At 71.0% G+C, this 19,393-nt stretch carries 20 protein-coding genes; 15 read left to right on the top strand and 5 right to left on the bottom strand.

Features of this window, described 5'->3' with window-relative positions; translation table 11 throughout:
* Nucleotides 1-95: 95 nt before the first annotated feature.
* The 4 genes from nusA to rbfA all read left to right on the top strand — a co-directional run bounded on the left by nusA (nt 96) and on the right by rbfA (nt 5,103).
* Nucleotides 96-1,085 (top strand): transcription termination factor NusA, encoded by a 990-nt coding sequence (nusA, locus tag ASL10_RS07020; protein WP_056045823.1) that lies wholly within the window; start codon nt 96-98, stop codon nt 1,083-1,085.
* Between the two features lie 4 nt (nt 1,086-1,089).
* Nucleotides 1,090-1,581 (top strand): YlxR family protein, encoded by a 492-nt coding sequence (locus ASL10_RS07015; protein WP_369794377.1) that lies wholly within the window; start codon nt 1,090-1,092, stop codon nt 1,579-1,581.
* An 88-nt stretch (nt 1,582-1,669) separates the two neighbouring features.
* The gene (infB, locus tag ASL10_RS07010; protein WP_056045821.1) at nt 1,670-4,462 is read left to right on the top strand and encodes a translation initiation factor IF-2; all 2,793 of its coding nucleotides are present in this window, start codon (nt 1,670-1,672) and stop codon (nt 4,460-4,462) included.
* Between the two features lie 101 nt (nt 4,463-4,563).
* The gene (gene rbfA / locus ASL10_RS07005) at nt 4,564-5,103 is read left to right on the top strand and encodes a 30S ribosome-binding factor RbfA (protein ID WP_056045817.1); all 540 of its coding nucleotides are present in this window, start codon (nt 4,564-4,566) and stop codon (nt 5,101-5,103) included.
* A gap of 28 nt (nt 5,104-5,131) precedes the next feature.
* Here the strand turns inward: rbfA and ASL10_RS07000 are convergent, their stop codons facing one another.
* On the bottom strand, nt 5,132-6,001 hold the full coding sequence (locus ASL10_RS07000; protein WP_056045814.1) for an A/G-specific adenine glycosylase: 870 nt from the start codon (nt 5,999-6,001) through the stop codon (nt 5,132-5,134).
* Nucleotides 6,002-6,069: 68 nt separating this feature from the next.
* On the opposite strand from ASL10_RS07000, the gene ASL10_RS06995 reads away from it, so the two are divergent.
* Genes ASL10_RS06995 through ASL10_RS06975 form a run of 5 tightly spaced genes read left to right on the top strand, consistent with a single transcriptional unit; the run spans nt 6,070 to nt 9,420 of the window.
* Nucleotides 6,070-6,624, top strand: coding sequence for a hypothetical protein (locus tag ASL10_RS06995; protein WP_056045810.1), 555 nt, complete (start codon nt 6,070-6,072; stop codon nt 6,622-6,624).
* Between the two features lie 46 nt (nt 6,625-6,670).
* Complete coding sequence (truB, locus tag ASL10_RS06990; RefSeq protein ID WP_056045807.1) at nt 6,671-7,570, top strand: tRNA pseudouridine(55) synthase TruB; 900 nt, start codon at nt 6,671-6,673, stop codon at nt 7,568-7,570.
* Complete coding sequence (locus ASL10_RS06985) at nt 7,567-7,935, top strand: hypothetical protein (RefSeq protein WP_043596125.1); 369 nt, start codon at nt 7,567-7,569, stop codon at nt 7,933-7,935. Before truB ends, ASL10_RS06985 begins: the two co-directional genes overlap by 4 nt.
* A 46-nt stretch (nt 7,936-7,981) precedes the next feature.
* Entirely contained in the window at nt 7,982-8,473 is a 492-nt protein-coding gene (locus ASL10_RS06980; RefSeq protein ID WP_082460257.1) for a hypothetical protein, read from the top strand.
* 5 nt (nt 8,474-8,478) lie between these two features.
* Nucleotides 8,479-9,420 (top strand): bifunctional riboflavin kinase/FAD synthetase, encoded by a 942-nt coding sequence (locus tag ASL10_RS06975; protein ID WP_056045804.1) that lies wholly within the window; start codon nt 8,479-8,481, stop codon nt 9,418-9,420.
* 154 nt (nt 9,421-9,574) lie between these two features.
* Here ASL10_RS06975 and deoC read toward each other — a convergent pair whose 3' ends face one another.
* Complete coding sequence (gene deoC / locus ASL10_RS06970) at nt 9,575-10,303, bottom strand: deoxyribose-phosphate aldolase (protein ID WP_056045801.1); 729 nt, start codon at nt 10,301-10,303, stop codon at nt 9,575-9,577.
* Between the two features lie 26 nt (nt 10,304-10,329).
* Here deoC and ASL10_RS06965 point away from each other — a divergent pair, with 26 nt between their 5' ends.
* The 5 genes from ASL10_RS06965 to ASL10_RS06945 all read left to right on the top strand — a co-directional run bounded on the left by ASL10_RS06965 (nt 10,330) and on the right by ASL10_RS06945 (nt 14,972).
* A complete protein-coding gene (locus ASL10_RS06965; protein WP_082460256.1) occupies nt 10,330-11,934 on the top strand; it encodes an SDR family oxidoreductase in 1,605 nt (534 codons plus the stop codon).
* Nucleotides 11,931-12,137 carry a hypothetical protein gene (locus ASL10_RS06960; protein WP_056045798.1) on the top strand — a complete coding sequence of 69 codons (207 nt, stop codon included), beginning with the start codon at nt 11,931-11,933 and terminating at the stop codon, nt 12,135-12,137. Before ASL10_RS06965 ends, ASL10_RS06960 begins: the two co-directional genes overlap by 4 nt.
* 92 nt (nt 12,138-12,229) lie before the next feature.
* Complete coding sequence (locus ASL10_RS06955) at nt 12,230-12,814, top strand: GDSL-type esterase/lipase family protein (protein ID WP_056045795.1); 585 nt, start codon at nt 12,230-12,232, stop codon at nt 12,812-12,814.
* Between the two features lie 3 nt (nt 12,815-12,817).
* Nucleotides 12,818-13,189 (top strand): DUF6804 family protein, encoded by a 372-nt coding sequence (locus ASL10_RS06950; RefSeq protein WP_056045790.1) that lies wholly within the window; start codon nt 12,818-12,820, stop codon nt 13,187-13,189.
* A 127-nt stretch (nt 13,190-13,316) separates the two neighbouring features.
* Nucleotides 13,317-14,972, top strand: a complete 1,656-nt coding sequence (locus ASL10_RS06945; RefSeq protein WP_235452728.1) for a stealth family protein — start codon at nt 13,317-13,319, stop codon at nt 14,970-14,972.
* A 135-nt stretch (nt 14,973-15,107) separates the two neighbouring features.
* Here the strand turns inward: ASL10_RS06945 and ASL10_RS06940 are convergent, their stop codons facing one another.
* Nucleotides 15,108-15,584, bottom strand: a complete 477-nt coding sequence (locus ASL10_RS06940) for an NUDIX domain-containing protein (RefSeq protein ID WP_056045786.1) — start codon at nt 15,582-15,584, stop codon at nt 15,108-15,110.
* A gap of 38 nt (nt 15,585-15,622) precedes the next feature.
* Here ASL10_RS06940 and ASL10_RS06935 point away from each other — a divergent pair, with 38 nt between their 5' ends.
* Nucleotides 15,623-16,456 (top strand): oxygenase MpaB family protein, encoded by an 834-nt coding sequence (locus tag ASL10_RS06935; RefSeq protein WP_056045784.1) that lies wholly within the window; start codon nt 15,623-15,625, stop codon nt 16,454-16,456.
* Nucleotides 16,457-16,820: 364 nt separating this feature from the next.
* On the opposite strand, the gene ASL10_RS06930 is transcribed toward ASL10_RS06935, so the two are convergent.
* Nucleotides 16,821-17,789 (bottom strand): phosphodiesterase, encoded by a 969-nt coding sequence (locus tag ASL10_RS06930; protein WP_056045780.1) that lies wholly within the window; start codon nt 17,787-17,789, stop codon nt 16,821-16,823.
* A gap of 231 nt (nt 17,790-18,020) precedes the next feature.
* Nucleotides 18,021-19,196, bottom strand: a complete 1,176-nt coding sequence (locus tag ASL10_RS06925) for an alcohol dehydrogenase catalytic domain-containing protein (RefSeq protein ID WP_056045778.1) — start codon at nt 19,194-19,196, stop codon at nt 18,021-18,023.
* Nucleotides 19,197-19,393: the final 197 nt, after the last annotated feature.

The following is a 19,393-nucleotide window of genomic DNA, read 5'->3' as shown; positions in this document are numbered from 1 at the left end:
CGGTCCGCCGTCCACCCCGCTCTCGGGTACCGTAGGGGGATGCTGCGCGCGCCATCGTGCGTGCAGCCTGCAGATCTGAATAGTGGAGGCCCTCAGTGGACATCGACCTGAGCGTGCTGCGTCTCATGGAGCGCGAGCGTGAAATCCCCTTCGACGAACTCGTGCGCATCATCGAGCAGGCCATCCTCACGGCCTACCTCAAGCACACGAACCAGCCCGAGAGCCGCATCCCGGTCGCTCGCGTCGAACTCGACCGCAAGACCGGGCACGTCTCGGTCTTCGCCATCGAACGCGACGACGAGGGCGAGGTCGTGGGCGAGTCCGTCGACAGCCCCAGCGACTTCGGCCGCATCGCGGCCTTCGCGGCCAAGCAGGTCATCAACCAGCGCCTGCGCGACATCGGTGACGACAAGGTGCTCGGCCAGTTCAAGGGCCGTGAGGGCGACATCGTCGCGGGCGTGATCCAGCAGGGGCCCAACCCCCGCATGATCCACGTCGACCTCGGCACCGTCGAGGCGATCCTCCCGCCCGAGGAGCAGGTGCCGGGTGAGAAGTACGCCCACGGCTCGCGCATCCGCGTGTACGTCACGGGTGTCAGCAAGGGCACCAAGGGGCCGCAGATCACGGTCTCGCGCACCCACCCGTCGCTCGTGCGCAAGCTCTTCGCCCTCGAGGTGCCCGAGATCGCCAGCGGCGTCGTCGAGATCGTCTCCCTGGCCCGCGAGGCCGGCCACCGCACCAAGATGGCCGTCCGTGCGACCGAGCCCGGCGTCAACGCCAAGGGTGCCTGCATCGGCGAGATGGGACAGCGCGTCCGCGCCGTCACCACCGAGCTCAACGACGAGAAGATCGACATCGTCGACTACTCGAGCGACCTCCCCACCTTCGTCGCCAGCGCCCTGTCGCCGGCCAAGGTGTCGTCGGCCTTCGTGATCGACGCCTCCACCAAGGCCGTCCGGGCACTCGTCCCCGACTACCAGCTGTCGCTCGCCATCGGCAAGGAGGGCCAGAACGCCCGCCTCGCCGCGAAGCTCACGGGCGCGCGGATCGACATCCAGCCCGACAGCATCCTCGAAGACGACTGAGTGGATGTCGATCCGCGCGCCGGGTCGACGACGCGCCAGCGTCGGCGGCCCGGTCACGGGAATGACCCATCCAGCCCGACAGCATCCTCGAAGACGACTGATCGCCCCGACGAGAACCCGGGTGGTCGAGGGCGACCGGCGCACCACGCCGTTCGCCCTCGGCGTCTCCCGTCCGACGACCCGAGGGGGTAAGGTGGAACCCGTCAGAACGTGCATCGGTACTCGAGCGCGCGCTCCACGGTCCGCACTCGTGCGGGTCGTCGCCCGAAACGGACGTCTCGTGGTCGATCCGACCGCGACCCTTCCCGGGCGGGGTGCGTGGTTGACGCCGTCGATCGACGCGTTCGAGTCGGCAGTGAAGCGCAAGGCCTTCCGCCGTGCACTCCGCCTCGACTCCGAACCCGACGTCGACGAGCTCCGCGCCCACCTCACGCGGATCACCACTTCACGACCCATCGCCACGACAGAACAGGCTGAACGGCACATGGACAACTAATGAGCAACCACTAATGAGCGGCTCGAAATGAGACCCGTCCAGAACTAAGGCTCTTCCCGTCTCGGGAAGGGCCCGAGACAGGAGAACTGTGGCTAAACCACGCGTACACGAGATCGCCAGCGAGCTGGGGATCGACAGCAAGACCGCACTAGAGAAGCTCAAAGAGATGGGCGAGTTCGTCAAGGGACCGTCCTCCAGTGTCGAGCCTCCCGTCGCCCGCAAGCTGCGCCAGGCCTTCGCCGGTGCCGCGAAGCCCGCGACCCCCGCCGCCAAGGCCCCCTCGGCCGGTGCCGCTGCGCAGCCCGCGAGCTCGGCGCCCAAGCCCGGCGGCCCCCGTCCGGCAGCCCCCAAGCCTCCCGTCGCCGAGCCGACGCCCGCCCCCGTGGCGGCTGCCGAGCCCGACGTCGACGCGGCACCCGCACCCGTCGCCCCGCTGACGGTCGCCGAGCGCCAGGCCCAGGCCGAGGCACAGCGTGCCGCAGCAGCCGCCGCAGCCAAGGACGACGCGGCAGCTCCGGCCGACGACGCCGCCAAGCCCGGCGCCGCGGGTCCCAAGCCCGGCGGCCCGCGCCCCGGTGCCCCTCGTCCCGGCAACAACCCCTTCGCCAGCAACCAGGGCATGGGGCGCCCCAGTGCTCCTCGTCCCGGCGGCTCCGGTGCGGCCAGCAGCATGCCCCGTCCCGGCGGCGCCGCGGGCCCGCGCCCGCAGGCTCCCCGTCCCGGTGCTCCTCGTCCGGGCGCTCCGCGTCCCGGCGTCGGTGCCGGCCCCCGTCCCAACGGCTTCGGTCAGCGTCCCGCCGGTGGCGGCGCGGGTCGTCCCGGTGGTGCCGGCGGTGGCTTCCAGCGTCCCGGCGCCGGTGCCCCCGGCGCGGCCGGTGGCTTCCGTCCCGGCTTCAGCGGGCCCCGTCCCTCCGGTGGTGGCGGTCGAGGCCGCGGCCCCGGTGGCGGAACCGCCGGTGCGTTCGGTCGTGGTGGCGGCAAGAGCAAGGCACGCAAGTCGAAGCGGACGAAGAGGGCCGAGTTCGAGATGCGGTCGGCCCCGTCGCTGGGTGGCGTCAGCGTCCCCCGCGGCGACGGCAACACGATCGTCCGTCTGCGTCGTGGTGCGTCCATCAGCGACTTCGCCGACAAGATCGACGCGAGCCCCGGCAACCTGGTGACCGTCCTGTTCCACCTCGGTGAGATGGCGACGGCGACCGAGTCGCTCGACGAGGCCACCTTCCAGGTCCTCGGCGAAGAGCTGGGCTACAACATCCAGGTCGTCTCGCCCGAGGACGAAGACAAAGAGCTCCTCGAGGGCTTCGACATCGACCTCGAGCAAGAGCTCGAGGACGAGGACGAGTCCGTCCTGCAGATCCGCCCCCCGGTCGTCACGGTCATGGGCCACGTCGACCACGGAAAGACGCGTCTGCTCGACGCGATCCGCAACGCCAACGTGGTCGCCGGCGAGGCCGGTGGCATCACGCAGCACATCGGCGCCTACCAGGTGTGGGCTCCGCACGAGGGCGTCGAGCGCGCCATCACCTTCATCGACACCCCCGGTCACGAGGCGTTCACCGCCATGCGTGCCCGTGGTGCCCAGGTGACCGACATCGCGATCCTCGTGGTCGCGGCGGACGACGGCATCATGCCGCAGACCGTCGAGGCGTTGAACCACGCCCAGGCGGCCGGCGTGCCGATCGTCGTCGCGGTCAACAAGATCGACAAAGAGGGCGCGAACCCGGCGAAGGTGCGTCAGCAGCTCACCGAATACGGCCTCGTCGCCGAGGAGTACGGCGGAGACGTCATGTTCGTCGACGTGTCGGCCCGTGACAACAAGAACATCGACGCCCTCCTCGAGGCCGTCCTGCTCACGGCCGACGCCGGTCTCGACCTGCGCGCCAACCCCGACAAGGACGCCCGCGGCGTCGCCATCGAGGCCCGTCTCGACAAGGGTCGCGGTGCCGTCGCGACGGTCCTGATCCAGTCGGGCACGCTGCGCGTCGGTGACGCCATCGTCGCCGGTACGGCCTACGGCCGCGTCCGCGCCATGGTCGACGAGAACGGCGACTCGGTCGACGAGGCCTACCCGAGCCGGCCCGTGCTGGTCCAGGGTCTGTCGAGCGTTCCCCGGGCCGGTGACACCTTCCTCGTCACCGAGGAGGACCGCACCGCCCGTCAGATCGCCGAGAAGCGCGAAGCCGTCGAGCGCAACGCCTCGCTGGCCAAGGCCCGCAAGCGCATCTCGCTCGAGGACTTCACCCGTGCTCTCGAAGAGGGCAAGGTCGAAGCCCTCAACATCATCATCAAGGGTGACGTGTCCGGTGCCGTCGAGGCGCTGGAAGAATCGTTGCTCAAGATCGAGGTGGACGACAGCGTGCAGCTGCGCATCATCCACCGCGGTGTGGGTGCCGTCACCGAGAGCGACGTCAACCTCGCCACGGTCGACAACGCGGTCATCATCGGGTTCAACGTCCGTCCCGACACGAAGGCTCGTGAGCGCGCTGCTCGCGAGGGCGTCGACGTCCGGTTCTACTCGGTCATCTACGCGGCCCTCGAGGACATCGAGAACTCGCTCAAGGGCATGCTCAAGCCCGAGTTCGAGGAGAAGCAGTCCGGTGTCGCCGAGATCCGCGAGATCTTCCGCTCGTCGAAGGTCGGCAACATCGCCGGTGTCATCGTGCGCTCGGGAACGATCACCCGCAACGCTCGTGCCCGCGTGATCCGCGAGGGCGTCGTCGTCGGCGACAACCTGGCGATCGACTCGCTGCGTCGCTTCAAGGACGACGTCACCGAGGTGCGGACGGACTTCGAGGCCGGCATCGGTCTCGGCAAGTTCAACGACATCCAGATCGGCGACGAGATCGAGACCATCGAGATGGTCGAGAAGCCCCGGGGCTGACCCGGCGTCGTCGCAGTACACGAGGCCCCGCTCCGACTACGGTCGGGGCGGGGCCTCACCCCTCTCGCCACGGCGGCGAGCAGCACGAACAGGAGTGAACAATGGTTGACGCGCAACGCGCCCGCAAGATGGCCGACCGCATCCACGAGATCATCGCGCGGCGTCTCGAACGCGGCATCAAGGACCCTCGACTCGGGTTCGTGACGATCACCGACGTCAAGGTGACGGGAGACCTGCAGCACGCCTCGGTCTTCTACACGGTCTACGGCACCGACGAGGAACGGCGCGACACGGGTGCCGCCCTCAAGTCGGCGACCGGCATGTTGCGCAGCGAGGTGGGCAAGAACATCACCGCGCGGCTCACCCCGAGCCTCGAGTTCATCCTCGACGCACTCCCGGAGAACGCGGCCTCGATCGACCGTCTGCTGCAAGAAGCTCGCCAGCGCGACCACGAGAGCCAGACCATGGCCTCGTCGGCCGAGTACGCCGGCGACGCCGACCCGTACGTCAAGCCCCGCGACCTGGACGCGGACGACGACCTCGACGCGGACGACGATCTCGACGACGACCTGGCGATGGACGACGAGCTCGAGGCACCCGCCGCAGGCGAATCGACCGAGCCCGACGGCTCGACCCGCTAGCCAGAGCACCCGTCAGGACGCCCCCGCCTCAGTCGGGCAGGCGATAGCCCTCGTCGGGCGACCCCGTGGCCAGACCGTCACGGAGCAGCCCGGCGAGGGCTCTCGCGCGTTGCACGTCGTCCGGCCAGACGGTCGCGATCTCGGCCGCCGTGACGGGGACGTCGCTGGCCCGCAGCTCGGCCAGGATCAATCCGCGCACCTGGCGGTCCGATCCCTCGAAGCGGGCCTGGGTCCGGAGGCGCGGCCCGGTGTGCGCAGGACGACCCGCCAGCACCCACGCGCACCGATCGACCAGCGGGCAGACGTCGCACTTCGGTGACCGCGCCGTGCAGACCAGGGCACCCAACTCCATGACGCCCGCGTTCGTGACCCGCGCCTCCTCGAGGTCGTCGGGCAGCTGCGACTCCATCAGGGGGAGGTCCCGCGAGGCCTTCGGCGCCCACGGTTCGGCGAGTCCCTCGACCGCACGGGCCAGGACCCGGCGGACGTTCGTGTCGACGACGGGGTGCCGGTGGCCGTAGGCGAAGACCGCGACGGCCCGTGCGGTGTAGTCGCCGATGCCGGGCAGTGCCAGGAGCGAGGGGACGTCCTCCGGCACGACCCCGTGGTGTCGCTCGGTGATGGCCACGGCGGCGGCGTGGAGGGCCAGGGCCCGACGCGGGTAGCCGAGGCGTTCCCAGGCGCGCACGGCCTCGGAGGCCGGTGACGCCGCCAGGTCGCGTGGTGTGGGCCAGCGGTCGAGCCACTGCTCGAGTCGTGGCACGACGCGGGCCACGGGGGTCTGCTGGAGCATGATCTCGCTGACCAGCGTGCCCCAGGCCGTGAAGCCGGGACGCCGCCACGGGAGGTCGCGACCGTTCTCGCGGAACCAGGCGGCCACGGCGGGGGAGATGCTCACCGTACGAGCCTACGGCTCGTCGAGGGCGTGCCCGGCGAGGTCCCGGCCGTCGGGCGTACGGTGGCCTCATGACCACCCGATGGGCCCCTGCCAAGAAGGACACGCTGCGCGAACTCGCCACCGAGATCGTGCACAACTACGGGCGCGGACGCGTGCTCGTCGCGATCGACAGCGATGGAGGCGCGGGTGCGGCCGGTCTCGCCGACGACCTCCTCGAGGCCTTCCGCGAGCAGGGCCAAGCGGCGTTCCGTGCCTCGCTCGCCGGCTTCGAGAAACGGCCCGCAGGGGCATCTCGTGACTCCGCTCCGGTCCTCGACGAGAGCCTCTTCCGACGGGTGCTCGTCGAGCCGTTCCGGATGGGCGGCAGCACGGGCTGGGTCGACCGGGCCTGGGACGCCGACGCCGACCGTGCGGTCGAGTCCGCCTGGGTCACGGGCCCCGCCGACGCGGTGCTGCTCGTCGACGGCACCGACCTCGCCCGCCCCGGCCTCGCGGGGCTGTGGCACTACCGGGTGTGGGTCACGGCCGACGACTCGCGACTCGACGCCCGGGCCAGGGCCTCGGCCGTCGTCGACAACTCCGACCGCGAGCACCCCCGTCGACGTTTCGACGACGCGTGCTGAGCGCGTCCCCGGCTTGGTCGCGGTCCTGCTGCGCTAACGTCATCAGGTGAACAGCGGTCTCCTCCTCGTCGACAAGCCGCAGGGCATCACCAGCCACGACGTGGTCTCCCGTGTGCGGAAGGCCGCGGGCACGCGCAAGGTCGGCCACGCCGGCACGCTCGACCCGCTGGCCACGGGGTTGCTGGTCTTGGGCCTGAACTCGTCGACGCGCCTCCTGACCTTCCTGGTCGGCCTCGACAAGGGCTACGACGCCACCATCCGCCTCGGCGTCTCCACCACCAGCGACGACAGCGACGGCGAGGTCGTCTCGACGACCGCGGCCGGAGACGTCACCGACGACGCCGTCGACGCCGGCATCGCGCGACTGACCGGGCCGATCAGCCAGGTGCCCACCACGGTCAGCGCGATCAAGGTCGACGGCCGTCGCGCCTACGACCTCGCCCGTGCCGGGGTCGAGGTCGAGTTGACGGCCCGCGACGTGACGATCTCCGAGTTCACCGTGCTCGAGCGACGCGACGCCGTCGTCGACGGTGTGCCCGTGCGCGACCTCGACGTGCGGGTCTCGTGTTCGTCCGGCACCTACGTCCGGGCCCTCGCCCGCGACCTCGGAGCCGACCTCGGCGTCGGGGGACACCTGACCGCACTGCGTCGGACGCGGGTCGGGCCGTTCGACGTGACCCGCGCCTCCGTCCTCGAGGGCATCGACGTCGCCCCGGCGCTGCTCCCTCCGGTCGACGTCGCCCGTACCCTCTTCCCCGAGTGGTCGATGACCGCTGCCGAGGCCGTCGACCTCGGGCACGGCAAGCGCGTGGCCGTCGAGTTGGCCGACACCCCGGGGCCCGTCGCCGCGGTCACCCCGACGGGCGCCCTCGCCGGCCTGGTCTCGGTGCGGGGCGGGGCCGCGAAGCCCATCGTGAACTTCCCGACCGACGAGGTGCAGGCATGATCGAGTGGTTCACCTGGGTGCAGGTCGTGGTGGCCGTGGTGGCCGGCATCGTCTGTGTGGTCGCCTGCTTCGCCAAGCGTCAGCCCGACGACATCACCGTCGGCACGGGTGCCGTCGTGCTGCTGCTCCTGCTGGTGCAGCTGGTCGTCGCGATCGTCGCTCCCTTCGTCGGCAACGCACCGACGGGCAACCTCGTCGAGTTCTACATCTATCTGGTCTCGGCCATCCTCCTGCCGCCCCTCGCGACGGTCTGGGCGCTCGTCGACCGGACGCGCTGGAGCAACCTCGTGCTGGCGACCTCGTCGTTCGCGATCGCGGTGATGGTCTACCGGATGTTCCAGATCTGGACCGTCCAGGGCCTCTGACCCACCCGGTCGGCGGTGGAGGCGTCGGAGTCCTATCCTTGACGAGATGGTCACTCAGAAGTCAACGCGCGCGGTCGGCCTCGGCCGGGTCCTCATCGCCGTGTACGCCCTCCTCGCCCTCGCCGCCACCGGTCGGTCGGTCTTCCAGATCGCGACCCAGTTCTCCGAGGCTCCGCTGGCCTACACCCTGAGCGCGTTGTCGGCCGTCGTGTACATCGTCGCCACCGTGGCCCTCATCGGCCGTGGCCAGGGGTGGTACGCCGTGGCCTGGGCGACCATCAGCTTCGAGCTCGCCGGCGTCCTGATCATCGGTCTCGTGACCGTGCTCGACCCCGAACTCTTCCCGCACGACACCGTGTGGTCGTTCTTCGGTCGCGGGTACGGCTTCGTGCCGCTCGTCCTGCCCGTGCTCGGCATCCTGTGGCTGCGCCGGCAGGGCCGCGTGGCCCGGGCCGTCGACGCCTCGGGGGTCGACGGGGCGGGTGCCGACGGCGTGGGGGCCGGTGGGGTCCCTCGCGACCCGGGCACGACGAGGTAGCGCGCGTGCAGTTCTACGACCTGGTCGGCGACGTGCCGCCCGACTTCGGGCCGAGCGCCGTCACCATCGGCAAGTTCGACGGGGTCCACGTCGGGCACCGCGCCGTGATCGACATGCTCGAGGGGGTGGCGCGCGACGAGGGTCTCGTGTCCACCGTGGTCACGTTCGACCGGCACCCGTTGGCGGTCCTGCGACCCGACGACGTGCCGACGGCTCTCGTCAGCAACCGTCAGAAGCGCGAACTGCTCGACGAGGCCGGGGTCGCCGCGACCCTCATGCTCACCTTCGACGCCGAGCTGCGGGCGCTGACGCCCGACGAGTTCGTCGACCGCATCCTCGTCGGGGCCCTGCACGCCCGCGTCGTGTTCGTGGGTGACGACTTCCGGTTCGGCGTGCGCGGCAGCGGCACCGTCGACACCCTGCGTGGACTCGGTGCCTCGCGCGGGTTCCGGGTCGTGTCGATCGACGACGTGAGGCCGAGTGGCGGCCGCCGAGCCTCGTCCACCTGGATCCGCGAGCTGATGGACGCGGGTGACGTCCGTGAGGCCGGCGTCCTGCTCGGTCGCGAGCCGTCGGTGCGCGGCATCGTCGTCCACGGAGAACAGCGGGGCCGCGAGCTGGGGTTCCCGACGGCCAACCTGGCCCGCGACAGCGAGGGGTTCGTCCCGGCCGACGGCGTCTACGCCGCCCGGGTCTCGGTCGGCGACACGCTCTACCCGGCGGCCGTGTCGGTCGGCAACAACCCGACGTTCGAGGGGGTGCCGGCCAAGCAGGTCGAGGCGCACCTGCTCGACGTCTCGCTCGACCTCTACGGGCTCGAGGTCACCGTCCACTTCGTCGACTGGGTGCGCGGCAACGTGCGCTTCGAGGGGCTCGACGCCCTGATCGCGCACATCCGGGCCGACGTCGTCCGCACGCGTGAGATCCTGGGGCTGCCGACCGCCTGAGGCGTCACGCGTCACGCGTCTCGCGTCGAGCGCCGAGGAGTCGATCGTCCGGCGCATGTCGACGGTGGGACGCCGAACCGTGCGAGGGTGCGGCCCGACGGCCCCGAGGAGGCGCGGGTCACGTCGTCGACGTCACCCGCGCCTCCTCGGCTCGTCAGTACGACGTCGTGTCGTCGCCGGCGCCCGAGGCGCGGCCCGTCTCGAGGCGGTGCGCCAGGTCGGCGAGGATCGTGCCGCTGGCGCTCGTGCCGAAGCGCGTGACGCCGAGGTCGAGCATCTCGAGCACGGTGTCGAGGCCGCGCACGCCGCCCGAGGCCTTGACCTGCACCGAGTCGGAGACGGCCTCGCGCATGAGGCGCAGGTGCGGGAGCGTCGCCCCGCCACCCGCGAAGCCCGTGGACGTCTTGACGAAGACGGCCCCGGCGCGCTCGGCAGCCGTCGAACCCGCGACGATCTGATCGTCGTCGAGGTAGGCCGTCTCGAGGATGACCTTGACGAGCGTGTCGCCCGCCGCTTCGACCACGCCGCGCACGTCGGCCTCGACCTCGTCGGTCATGCCGCTGCGCAGCCAGCCGATGTTGACGACCATGTCGAGTTCGGCGGCGCCGTCGGCGATCGCCTGGCGCGACTCGGCGGCCTTGGCCGCCGTCGAGGTCGTGCCGTGGGGGAAGCCGATGACGGTGCCGACGAGCACGCCGGTGCCCTCGAGACGCTCGACGGCGTGCGCGATGTCGGAGGGCCGGACGCAGACGCTGAAGACGTGGTTCGCGGCGGCGTCGTCGAGGGCCGCGTCGACCTCGGCGCGGGTGAGCTCGGGCTTGAGGATCGCGTGGTCGATCATGCCGGCGACGGCGGAGACGGTGGGGAGCTGCTGGGTAGTCATGATGGGGTCCAGCGTAGCTTGGGCCCATGTCAGCGAACACTCCCGACGCCGAGCCGTCGAGCGTCCCCGTCACGAGCGACACCGACCACGCCGTGGCCTCCCGCCGGGTGCTGGTGACCGGGGCGACCGGGTACATCGGCGGGCGGTTGACGCCGCGGCTCGTGGCCGCCGGGGCGGACGTGCGGGTGCTGGTGCGATCGCCCGAGAAGCTGCGGGACGTGCCCTGGTCCGGCGACGTCGAGGTCGTCCAGGGCGACCTGACCGACCCCGAGACGGTGCGTCCCGCCATGGAGGGCGTCGACGTCGTCTACTACCTCGCCCACGCGATGGGTGGCAAGGGCGACTTCGAGCGCGCGGAGGCCGATGCGGCGCACACCGTCGCCGACGCGGCGCGCGACGCGGGTGTCCGCCGGATCGTCTACCTCGGCGGACTGCACCCCGAGGGCGACCTGTCGAAGCACCTGCAGTCGCGCAAGGACGTCGGCGACGTCCTGCTGGCGAGCGGGGTCCCGACCGTCGCCCTGCAGGCCGGCGTCGTCATCGGGTCGGGCAGCGCCTCGTTCGAGATGGTGCGCCACCTGACGGACGTGCTGCCCTACATGCCGGCACCGAAGTGGGTCCGCAACTTCATCCAGCCGATCGCCGTCCGCGACGTGCTGCACTACCTGCTCGGGGCGGCCGACGTGCCCGACGACGTCAACCGCACCTTCGACATCGGCGGTCCCGACGTGCTCCGGTACGGGCAGATGATGAACGGGTACGCCCTCGAGGCCGGCCTCAAGCAGCGGCCGATCGCGTCCCTCCCCGTCTTCACCCCGTGGCTCGCCTCGCAGTGGGTCAACCTCGTCACCCCCGTGCCCCGCGCCCTCGCCGTGCCGATCATCGCGTCGCTGCAATACGATTGCGTCGTGCGCGAGCACGACATCGACGCCGTCGTGCCCCCGCCCGCCGAGGGGCTGCTGCCCTACCGTCGCGCCGTCCGCCTCGCCCTGCAGCGTGAACAGGACGGCGACGTCGAGACCAGCTGGCAGGACTCGTCGGTCGCCGGCGCGCCGAGCGACCTGTTGCCGAGCGACCCCGACTGGTCCGGGCACATCGTCTACACCGACGACCGGCAGACCGACACCTCCGCTCCGGCCGCCGAGCTCTGGAAGGTGCTCGAGAGCATCGGCGGCGAGAACGGGTGGTACTCGTTCCCGCTGGCGTGGTCGGCCCGCGGCTGGATGGACCGACTGGTCGGGGGAGTGGGCCTCCGTCGCGGCCGCCGCAGTGCGACCACCCTGCGCGTCGGGGACGCCCTCGACTGGTGGCGGGTCGAGAAGCTCGATCGCGGCCACCTGCTGCGGCTCCGGGCCGAGATGAAGGTCCCCGGAGGCGCGTGGCTGGAACTCACGGTCGAGCCGCGTCCCGACGGCGGCTCGCACTACCGCCAACGCGCGGTGTTCTTCCCGCAGGGACTCGGCGGGCGCCTCTACTGGTTCGCGATCCTGCCGTTCCACGGCGTGATCTTCTCGGGCATGCTGCGGCGCATCACGGCGACGGCCGAGCGGGAGGCGGCCGCCCGGGCGACCGACGAGCCGGTGGCCGGTGCCGCGGGCGGGGCCACGACCGACGCGACGGCCGTGGCGTGACCGACCCGCGCCTCCTCGTCCTGGCGTCGTCGCCGGTGCCGCTGTACCCGGCGGGCGACGAGGCCATGTCGCCCGTGCCGTTGTGGCTCGGGGTGCTGTTCGGGGTGCTCGTCGTCGTGTCGTCGTTCGTGGTGCTGCTGCCGCGCGTCCGCCACGCGCTCGACCGCGTCTGGTCGAAGAGGCCGCGGCGCTTCCGACAGTGAGGTCGGGGCGGCGCGCACGCGCGCGCCGGTTCGCGGCTCCCAGCGGGTGATGGCACGATGGGGGCACTTCAGCAGACCACCAGGAGGTCGTGATGACACACCGAGAGACCGTCGCCTTCGTCGGCGACAGCTTGACCGAGAACGGCGACTGGGCGGCGTGGTTGCCCGACGAGCAGGTCGTCAACCTGGGCGTCGGGGGCGACACGGTCGCCGGCCTGACCGAACGGCTCCACGACGTCGTGGCCGCGAACCCCGACTCCGTCGTGCTCATGATCGGCACCAACGACTTCACCGCGCGACGCTCGGTCGAACAGGTGGTGCGCGGCATCGAGAACCTCATGGTGGCGATGCGTCGTGAACTGCCCGGCACGCGTCTGCTGTTGCAGTCGATCGCGCCGCGGGGGGCGGAGTTCGCACCCCGCCTCAAGGACGCCAACCGCCACCTCCGTCAGTTCTCCTCGACGGTCCGGGCGCAGTGGCTCGACCTCTGGCCCGCCCTCGCCGACGAATCCGGTGACGCGCTGCGACCCGAGTTCGCCGCCGACCACGTCCACCTCAGCGACGCCGGCTACCAGGCCTGGCTGGGCGAACTGCAGCCGGCCCTTGAGCGCCTGCGTGACGAGCCGCCGATGAGCCGTCCGATCAGCGTCCTCGACGTCGCCTACGACATCGAGTAGGCGGTGCCCACCCCCACCGCCCCCGCGTTCACGCGTCCGGCCCTGGCGCCCGGCCTGATCGCGGCCATCGCCCTGCTGGCCGGCACCGCGTTGCTCGGCTCCGACGTCTTCACCGTGTTCCGGTACGTGGTGTCGATCTTCGCCCTGATCGTCCTCGTCTTCGCCTACCGGGGGCGTGCCTGGTGGGCGCTGCCCCTGCTCGCCGCCGTGGCCGTCCTCTGGAACCCGGTGTTCGTGGTGCCCGTCCAGCCCGACCTCTGGCAGGGGCTGCAGTTCGTCGCCGCGGCGCTCATGATCGCCGTCGGGGTGCTCGTGAAGGTGCCGACCGCCGCCGCGACGACCACGGGGGCCGCTCCGGTCCGAGGCCGCCGCTGACCGTCGTGGGCAGCGGATCCGCCGAGGTGCCTCCGACCCCGTAAAATGCCGAGGGTGCGTCCGCCCGCCCGAGGCCCGCACGGAAGGTTGAGTCTGCATGGCCACGGAGATCCCCGGTACGTCAGAGATGGTCGGCACGTCCGAGAGTCCTCTCCTGACCCCTCGTCACCGAGCCGGTGGTCTCGACCGAGAGGACGTCGTGGTCCGCAAGGGCCAGTTCACGCTCCTCAACGGTCACCTCACGCCCCAGCAGTCGATGATCGAGGACCTGCTCTACATCCGGCGTGTGCTCGACGCCGCCCAGGTGCCCTTCCTGCTCGTGCGCGGCAACGACGTCCGCCCGGTGATCGCCGTCGATACCGTCCACCGTGACCGCTTCACCGCCGCCATGGTCGCGGCCTCGGCCACCGAGCCCTTCTACGCCAAGCCCCGCAAGGGTCAGGCGTCCCTCGTCGTCGAGGGCGGGCTCGAGCTCGAGACCGAGCGGGTCTTCCGCGTCTACCGGCCCCGTGTCGAGCCCATCGGCCGCCTCCGCTACGGCGCGGGCACGGCCGTGCAGGTCGAGTTCTGGATCATCACCGACGACGAGATCCTCGCCCCGACCGAGAACGCGCTGATGCGCACCGAACTGCCCCGTGCCGAGGCCGTCGAACAGACGGTCGAGCGGTACGGCATCGAGTGGCCCACCCTCGAGCACATGTTCGACGACCACGCCACCGACATCACCTTCGACATCGACATCGTCTTCTCGTGGGTCGACGGCAACTCCATCGAGTACCAGCGTGCCCGGGCCGCCCAGGCCAAGCGTCACGTGGTCGGCGAGGGCGACGACTCGGCGGCCCGGTTCCGTCAGATCGACGAGCTCAAGTACGCCCTGCGGTCGGTCTACATGTTCGCCCCGTGGGTCCGGAACATCTACATCGCGACCGACTCGCCCGTGCCCGAGTGGTTGGGCGAGCACCCCCGCGTCCGCGTCGTGCGCAGCGAGGAGTTCTTCAGCGACCTCTCGATGCTCCCGACGCACAACTCGCAGGCCGTCGAGTCGCAGTTGCACCACATCGAGGGGCTCAGCGAGCACTTCCTGTACTCGAACGACGACATGTTCTTCGGGCGACCCGTCGCGCCGAGCATGTTCTTCTCCCCGGGCTCTGTCACGAAGTTCATCGAGGCCGACACCCGCATCGGGCTCGGGCACAACAACATCGACCGCAGCGGGTTCGAGAACGCCGCGCGGGTCAACCGTCGCCTGCTGCAGCAGCGCTTCGGCCGCGTCCTGACGCGTCACCTCGAGCACACCGCTGCGCCGCTGCGCCGCAGCGTCCTGTTCGAGATGGAGCACGAGTTCGCCGACGAGTTCGCCGCCACGGCCGGCAGCCCCTTCCGTGCGAAGGAGAACATCTCGGTCACCAACTCGCTCTACCACTACTACTCGCTGATGACGGGTCGGGCGATCGTGCAGGAGAACGCGAAGGTCAGCTACATCGACACCACGATGGTGTCGGGGCTGGCGTCGTTGTCCGAGGTGCTGAAGAAACGCGCGTTCGACTTCTTCTGCCTCAACGACGGCAGCTTCCCCGAGGTCACCGACGACGAGCGGACCGCGACGGTCACGGACTTCCTCGAGCGGTACTACCCGTTCCCCGCACCGTGGGAGAAGGACGAGATGCAGCGCGTCGCCCTCGAGAACGCCGAGCAGGACAGGCGGGCACTCGGGGCCGAGGCGGCGCAGTCGGGCGAGGCGACCGGATCGTCGTCCCAGCGGGGGCTCGAAGGGTCGGACTGACGCCGGCCGTACCCGCGTCGCGGGTGTGACGGGCGTCGTCGGTCACCGGTCACCGGCCCCGGGTGCCGATCACTGGCCCCGGGTGTCGACGCCGGGCGCCGGCGCGGTGGCCGTCGCCGTCGTCCGGACGGCCGCTCAGCTCGACGAGGTGCCGAAGCGGGCGGCCTGTTCGCCCGCGAGTGCGGCGTCGAGACGAGAGAGCATGTCCGGGCCCATGGGCGGCAGGGCGTCCAGCCGGAACCACCGGGCCTCGGTGTTCTCGCCGTCCGCAGGGGAGGGCTCGCCCGAGACGTAGCGCATCACGAAGGTGTGGTCGAGGTACTGCGCGCGGTCGCCGTTCGGGTAGACGACCTCGTCGGTCACTCCGATCGAGGCCAGCCGTTCGGGGACGACGTGCAGGTCGGCTTCCTCGAGGGTCTCGCGGACGGCGGCGTCGGCGGGGTGCTCGCCCGGGTCGACGATGCCCGTCACCGGCGTCCAGGCGCCGGTGTCGGCTCGGCGCACCATCAGCGTCTCGTCACCGCGCACCACGACCGCGGTGACGCCGGCGAGCCACAGCGGTGCCGTGCCGATCTTCTCGCGCAGGGACAGGACGAAGTCGGGGGTGGCCATGTCAGCACCCTACCGACGGCCCGCCGTAGGCTGACCGCATGCGACTGCCCTGGACCCTTCACGGCTCGGACGTGCGGCGCATCTCCGACATGGCGGGCGAGTCGCTGCTCCTGGCCGGTGGGGGCAGGGCGATCCTGCTGCAACTCGCGAACCCCGGGGTGGGGCACGGCGTCGCCGAGCACAGCGACTTCGTCGAGCGCCCGCTGTCGCGGCTGCACGGCACCATGACGTACCTCTACGCCATCGTCTTCGGCACCCCGTCCGAGGTGGCCCACGTCCGCCGGGTCGTCGGGCGGGCGCACCGTCCGGTGCACGACGGCGGGTCCTCGTCGGTGCGGTACGACGCGTTCGACCCCGATCTGCAGCTTTGGGTCGCTGCCACGCTCTACGACTCGGCCGTGCAGCTGTTCGAGCGGGTGCACGGGCCGATCGACCCGGCCCACGCCGAGACCGTCTACCAGGACTACGCCCTCGTCGGCACGTCGCTGCAGATGCCGCGAGAGTTGTGGCCGGCCGATGCAGCGGCGTTCCGGCGCTACTGGGACGACGCCGTCGCGCACCTCGTGGTGGACGACGTCACGCGTCGGGTCGCCCACGAGTTGTTGCACCCGACGACGGGGCCGTGGTGGTTGAGAGCGGTGATGCCGCTCGCCCGGCTCGTCACCGCGGGGTCGTTGCCGGATCGAGTCCGTGACGACTTCGGCCTGCCCTGGTCGCCGGCCGTCCAACGCCGCTACGACCGGGTGATGCTCGTCACGGCTGCGGTCGTCCCACATCTGCCACCGCGCCTCCGTCACGTCCTCCGCGACGGGTACCTGCGTAGGCTGCGTGCGGCCATGGCCGCCGAGGCCCGCACCCCCGCCCACGGCTGACCCGGTCCGCCGTCGCCGGCGCCCGGGTCGGCACGTCTGGCTTCCTGTCACGGCGTCCTCGTCCCTCGTCGGCAAATCCTGACTCGCGTCACGGCGATCGCAGGCGGGGGCGTGTCGGCGTCGTTCGAGCGACGTGAAGCAGGAATTGCCGACTCGCGCGGGCCGTGTTCGGGGCGGTCGGTCGTCCTCGGCGTGGCTGCGTCGGGACGGGCGGCGTCGACGGCACCGAGTGGGTCGGCAACTCCTGCTCCGTGCTGCACGACGGGCCAGGGAAGGGGGCACCGGCCGTAGCGCGCAGCATGAGCCAGGAGTTGCCGACGGTGCACGAGACCGGCTGCGGTGGTGCGAGGGCCCGCCCGCCCGGTCAGAGCGTGTCGATCGGCCCCGTCAGCGCGAGGTCACGCGGCACCACGGGCACCGGTGCCGTGTCCGTCGCGCGGTGGCGGGGGGCGGCGGGGGCGATGCGCACGCCAGCGACGGCGAGCCGCTCGGCCACCACGTCGGCCGGCACGTACTCGCCCACGGTCTCGTAGGTGCCGATCGGCACGACCGAGTGCACGACGGTGCCCTCGTAGACGTGCACCAGGTTGAACGCCTGGGCACCGTCGCGGCCGCGGGTTCCGCCGCCGGCGACGTTGAGGTCCTGCGTGTAGCAGGTGGCCGACGCGACCGAGACGGGGACGCCCGCGAAGGTGGCGTTGGTCGAGTAGTGCAGGTGCCCGGCGATGATGGAGCGGACGTCGCTGCCCTCGATCACCTCGGCGAGGGCCGCCTGGTCACGCAGCTCGACGAGGGCCGTCAGGTCCTGCACGCTCGGGACCGGCGGGTGGTGCATGGCGATGATGGTGCCGTCGGGGGCATCGGTCGAGAGCTCCTCGGCGAGCCAGTCGAGCTGGTCACCCGAGAGCCGGCCGAAGTGGTGGCCGGGCACGGTCGTGTCGAGGGTGATGACGCGCAGGCCGTTGACGTCGTAGACGAGATCGACGGGTCGCTGCGACGGCAGCTGCCCGAAGAGCTCGGACCGGAACGCGCTGCGGTCGTCGTGGTTGCCCATGGCCCAGATGACCTGGGCTCCGAGTCGCTCGGCGACGGGCTCGATCAGGGCGCGGAGCTTGCGGTAGGCGTCCGGCTCGCCCTTGTCGGCGAGGTCGCCCGTGAAGACGATGGCCTCGGGCCGCCCGTCGGACGCCTCGATCTCGTCCATGATCTGACGGAGCCGGGCCTCGCTGTCGACGGCGCCGTAGAGGTCGCGGTCCCCGCCGACGAGGTGCGTGTCGCTGAGGTGCAGGATGAAGTGGTTCGGCCTGGGGTGTTCGGCCGTCCGGAGATCCATGGTTCTCTCAATCGATGTCGCCGACGTGGGCTCGGGACGAGACCCTCGTTGTTGATTCGTCACCAGTCCATCACCCGTTTGCCATGAGTGGGGTGAACGTGCGCGCGCGTTTCGGTGAACGGTCGTCGAACAGGCCGCATTCCCGAGCGACGACGCTAGCCCGCCTCACGGGACGACGCGACCCCCAGGAGGCGGGGGTCGCGTCGTCGAGGTCTCTGACGTGTCGAGGCGTCAGGGCTTGAGGACGACCTTGATGCAGCCGTCCTCCTTGTTCTTGAAGACGTCGTACATGGCGGCGGCCTCGGAGAGCGGCACCGGGTGGGTGACGAGGTCCTCGGTGCCGAGCGGGTCGGTCGGGTCCTCGACGAGGGGCATCAGGGTGTCCATCCACTTCTGGACGTTGCACTGGCCCATCTTGATGGTGATCTGCTTGTCGAAGAGCGTGAGGAAGGGCGTGGGGTCGGCCGTGCCGCCGTAGACCCCGCTGAGCGAGACGGTGCCGCCACGGCGCACGATCTCGAAGGCGAGGTGCATGGCGCCGAGGCTGTCGATGCCGGCCTTCTGCATGACGGCCTGGCCGATCGCGTCGGGCAGGGCGGCGGCGAACTTCTGCACGAGGCCGATGCCGGCGTGCTCGTGTGCCTCCATGCCGACGGCGTCGACGACGGAGTCGGGTCCGCGGTCGTCGGTCATGCCCTTGACGACGTCGGCGACGTCCTTCGTCAGGTCGAGGACCTCGACGCCGTGGCGCTCGGCCATGGCGCGACGCTCGGGCACCGGATCGATGCCGATGACGCGGTAGCCGCGGTACTTGCCGATGCGCGACGCGAACTGGCCGACCGGGCCGAGGCCCAGGACGACCAGGGTGCCGCCTTCGGGCACCTGGGCGTACTCGACGCCCTGCCAGGCGGTCGGCAGGATGTCGCTGAGGAAGAGGTAGCGCTCGTCGGGCAGGTCGGCGCCGACCTTCACGAGGTTGGCGTCGGCACGCGCGATCCGCAGCTGCTCGGCCTGGCCACCGGGCACCTGGCCGTAGAGCTTGCTGAAGCCGTAGAGGGTGGCGCCCGAGTCGTACTCGGTGACCTGGGTGGTCTCGCACTGCGAGAAGAGCCCGCGGTCGCACATGAAGCAGTGGCCGCACGCGATGACGAAGGGGACGACGACGCGGTCGCCGACCTCGATGCGGCTGACCTCGGAACCGACCTGGGTGACGATGCCCATGGTCTCGTGGCCGAGCACGTCGCCCTTGTCGAGGAACGCGCCCAGGGCGTCGTACAGGTGCAGGTCGCTTCCGCAGATCGCGGCCGACGTGACCTTGATGACCGCGTCGCTCGGGTCGATGATCGTGGGATCGGGGACGTCCTCGACGGAGACGTTGGTGACGGACTGGTACGTGAGTGCCTTCATCGTTCCCGTCTACGCGTCCTCGCCCCGTGCCGCCTGGACGAGGGGTACAGCGGGCACGGAAAAGCCTCGGGGCGGCCGGGCCTGGGCCCGACCGCCCCGAGGCGGATGACGCGTGTGCTGTCGCCTAGGCGACGGCCGTCGCGGAGGCGACGATGTTGACGACCTTGCGGCCGCCCTTGTTGCCGAACTCGACCGAG

It is taken from the genome of Frigoribacterium sp. Leaf8 (assembly GCF_001421165.1).
Taxonomy (GTDB): Bacteria; Actinomycetota; Actinomycetes; order Actinomycetales; family Microbacteriaceae; genus Frigoribacterium.
Note: the sequence above shows the minus strand (reverse complement) of the source record. Positions and strands in the feature narration are given on the sequence as shown.

Excerpts from the sequence above, each read along its gene's own strand:
- ASL10_RS06980 (WP_082460257.1), top strand. The coding sequence starts at position 7,982 with ATGGTCACTCAGAAGTCAACGCGCGCGGTCGGCCTCGGCCGGGTCCTC.
- ASL10_RS06935 (WP_056045784.1), top strand. The coding sequence starts at position 15,623 with ATGCGACTGCCCTGGACCCTTCACGGCTCGGACGTGCGGCGCATCTCC.
- ASL10_RS06925 (WP_056045778.1), bottom strand. The coding sequence starts at position 19,196 with ATGAAGGCACTCACGTACCAGTCCGTCACCAACGTCTCCGTCGAGGAC.
- ASL10_RS07015 (WP_369794377.1), top strand. The coding sequence starts at position 1,090 with ATGTCGATCCGCGCGCCGGGTCGACGACGCGCCAGCGTCGGCGGCCCG.
- ASL10_RS06985 (WP_043596125.1), top strand. The coding sequence starts at position 7,567 with ATGATCGAGTGGTTCACCTGGGTGCAGGTCGTGGTGGCCGTGGTGGCC.
- rbfA (WP_056045817.1), top strand. The coding sequence starts at position 4,564 with ATGGTTGACGCGCAACGCGCCCGCAAGATGGCCGACCGCATCCACGAG.
- ASL10_RS06940 (WP_056045786.1), bottom strand. The coding sequence starts at position 15,584 with ATGGCCACCCCCGACTTCGTCCTGTCCCTGCGCGAGAAGATCGGCACG.
- deoC (WP_056045801.1), bottom strand. The coding sequence starts at position 10,303 with ATGACTACCCAGCAGCTCCCCACCGTCTCCGCCGTCGCCGGCATGATC.
- ASL10_RS06965 (WP_082460256.1), top strand. The coding sequence starts at position 10,330 with ATGTCAGCGAACACTCCCGACGCCGAGCCGTCGAGCGTCCCCGTCACG.
- ASL10_RS06930 (WP_056045780.1), bottom strand. The coding sequence starts at position 17,789 with ATGGATCTCCGGACGGCCGAACACCCCAGGCCGAACCACTTCATCCTG.
- ASL10_RS06995 (WP_056045810.1), top strand. The coding sequence starts at position 6,070 with ATGACCACCCGATGGGCCCCTGCCAAGAAGGACACGCTGCGCGAACTC.
- ASL10_RS06955 (WP_056045795.1), top strand. The coding sequence starts at position 12,230 with ATGACACACCGAGAGACCGTCGCCTTCGTCGGCGACAGCTTGACCGAG.
- ASL10_RS06945 (WP_235452728.1), top strand. The coding sequence starts at position 13,317 with ATGGTCGGCACGTCCGAGAGTCCTCTCCTGACCCCTCGTCACCGAGCC.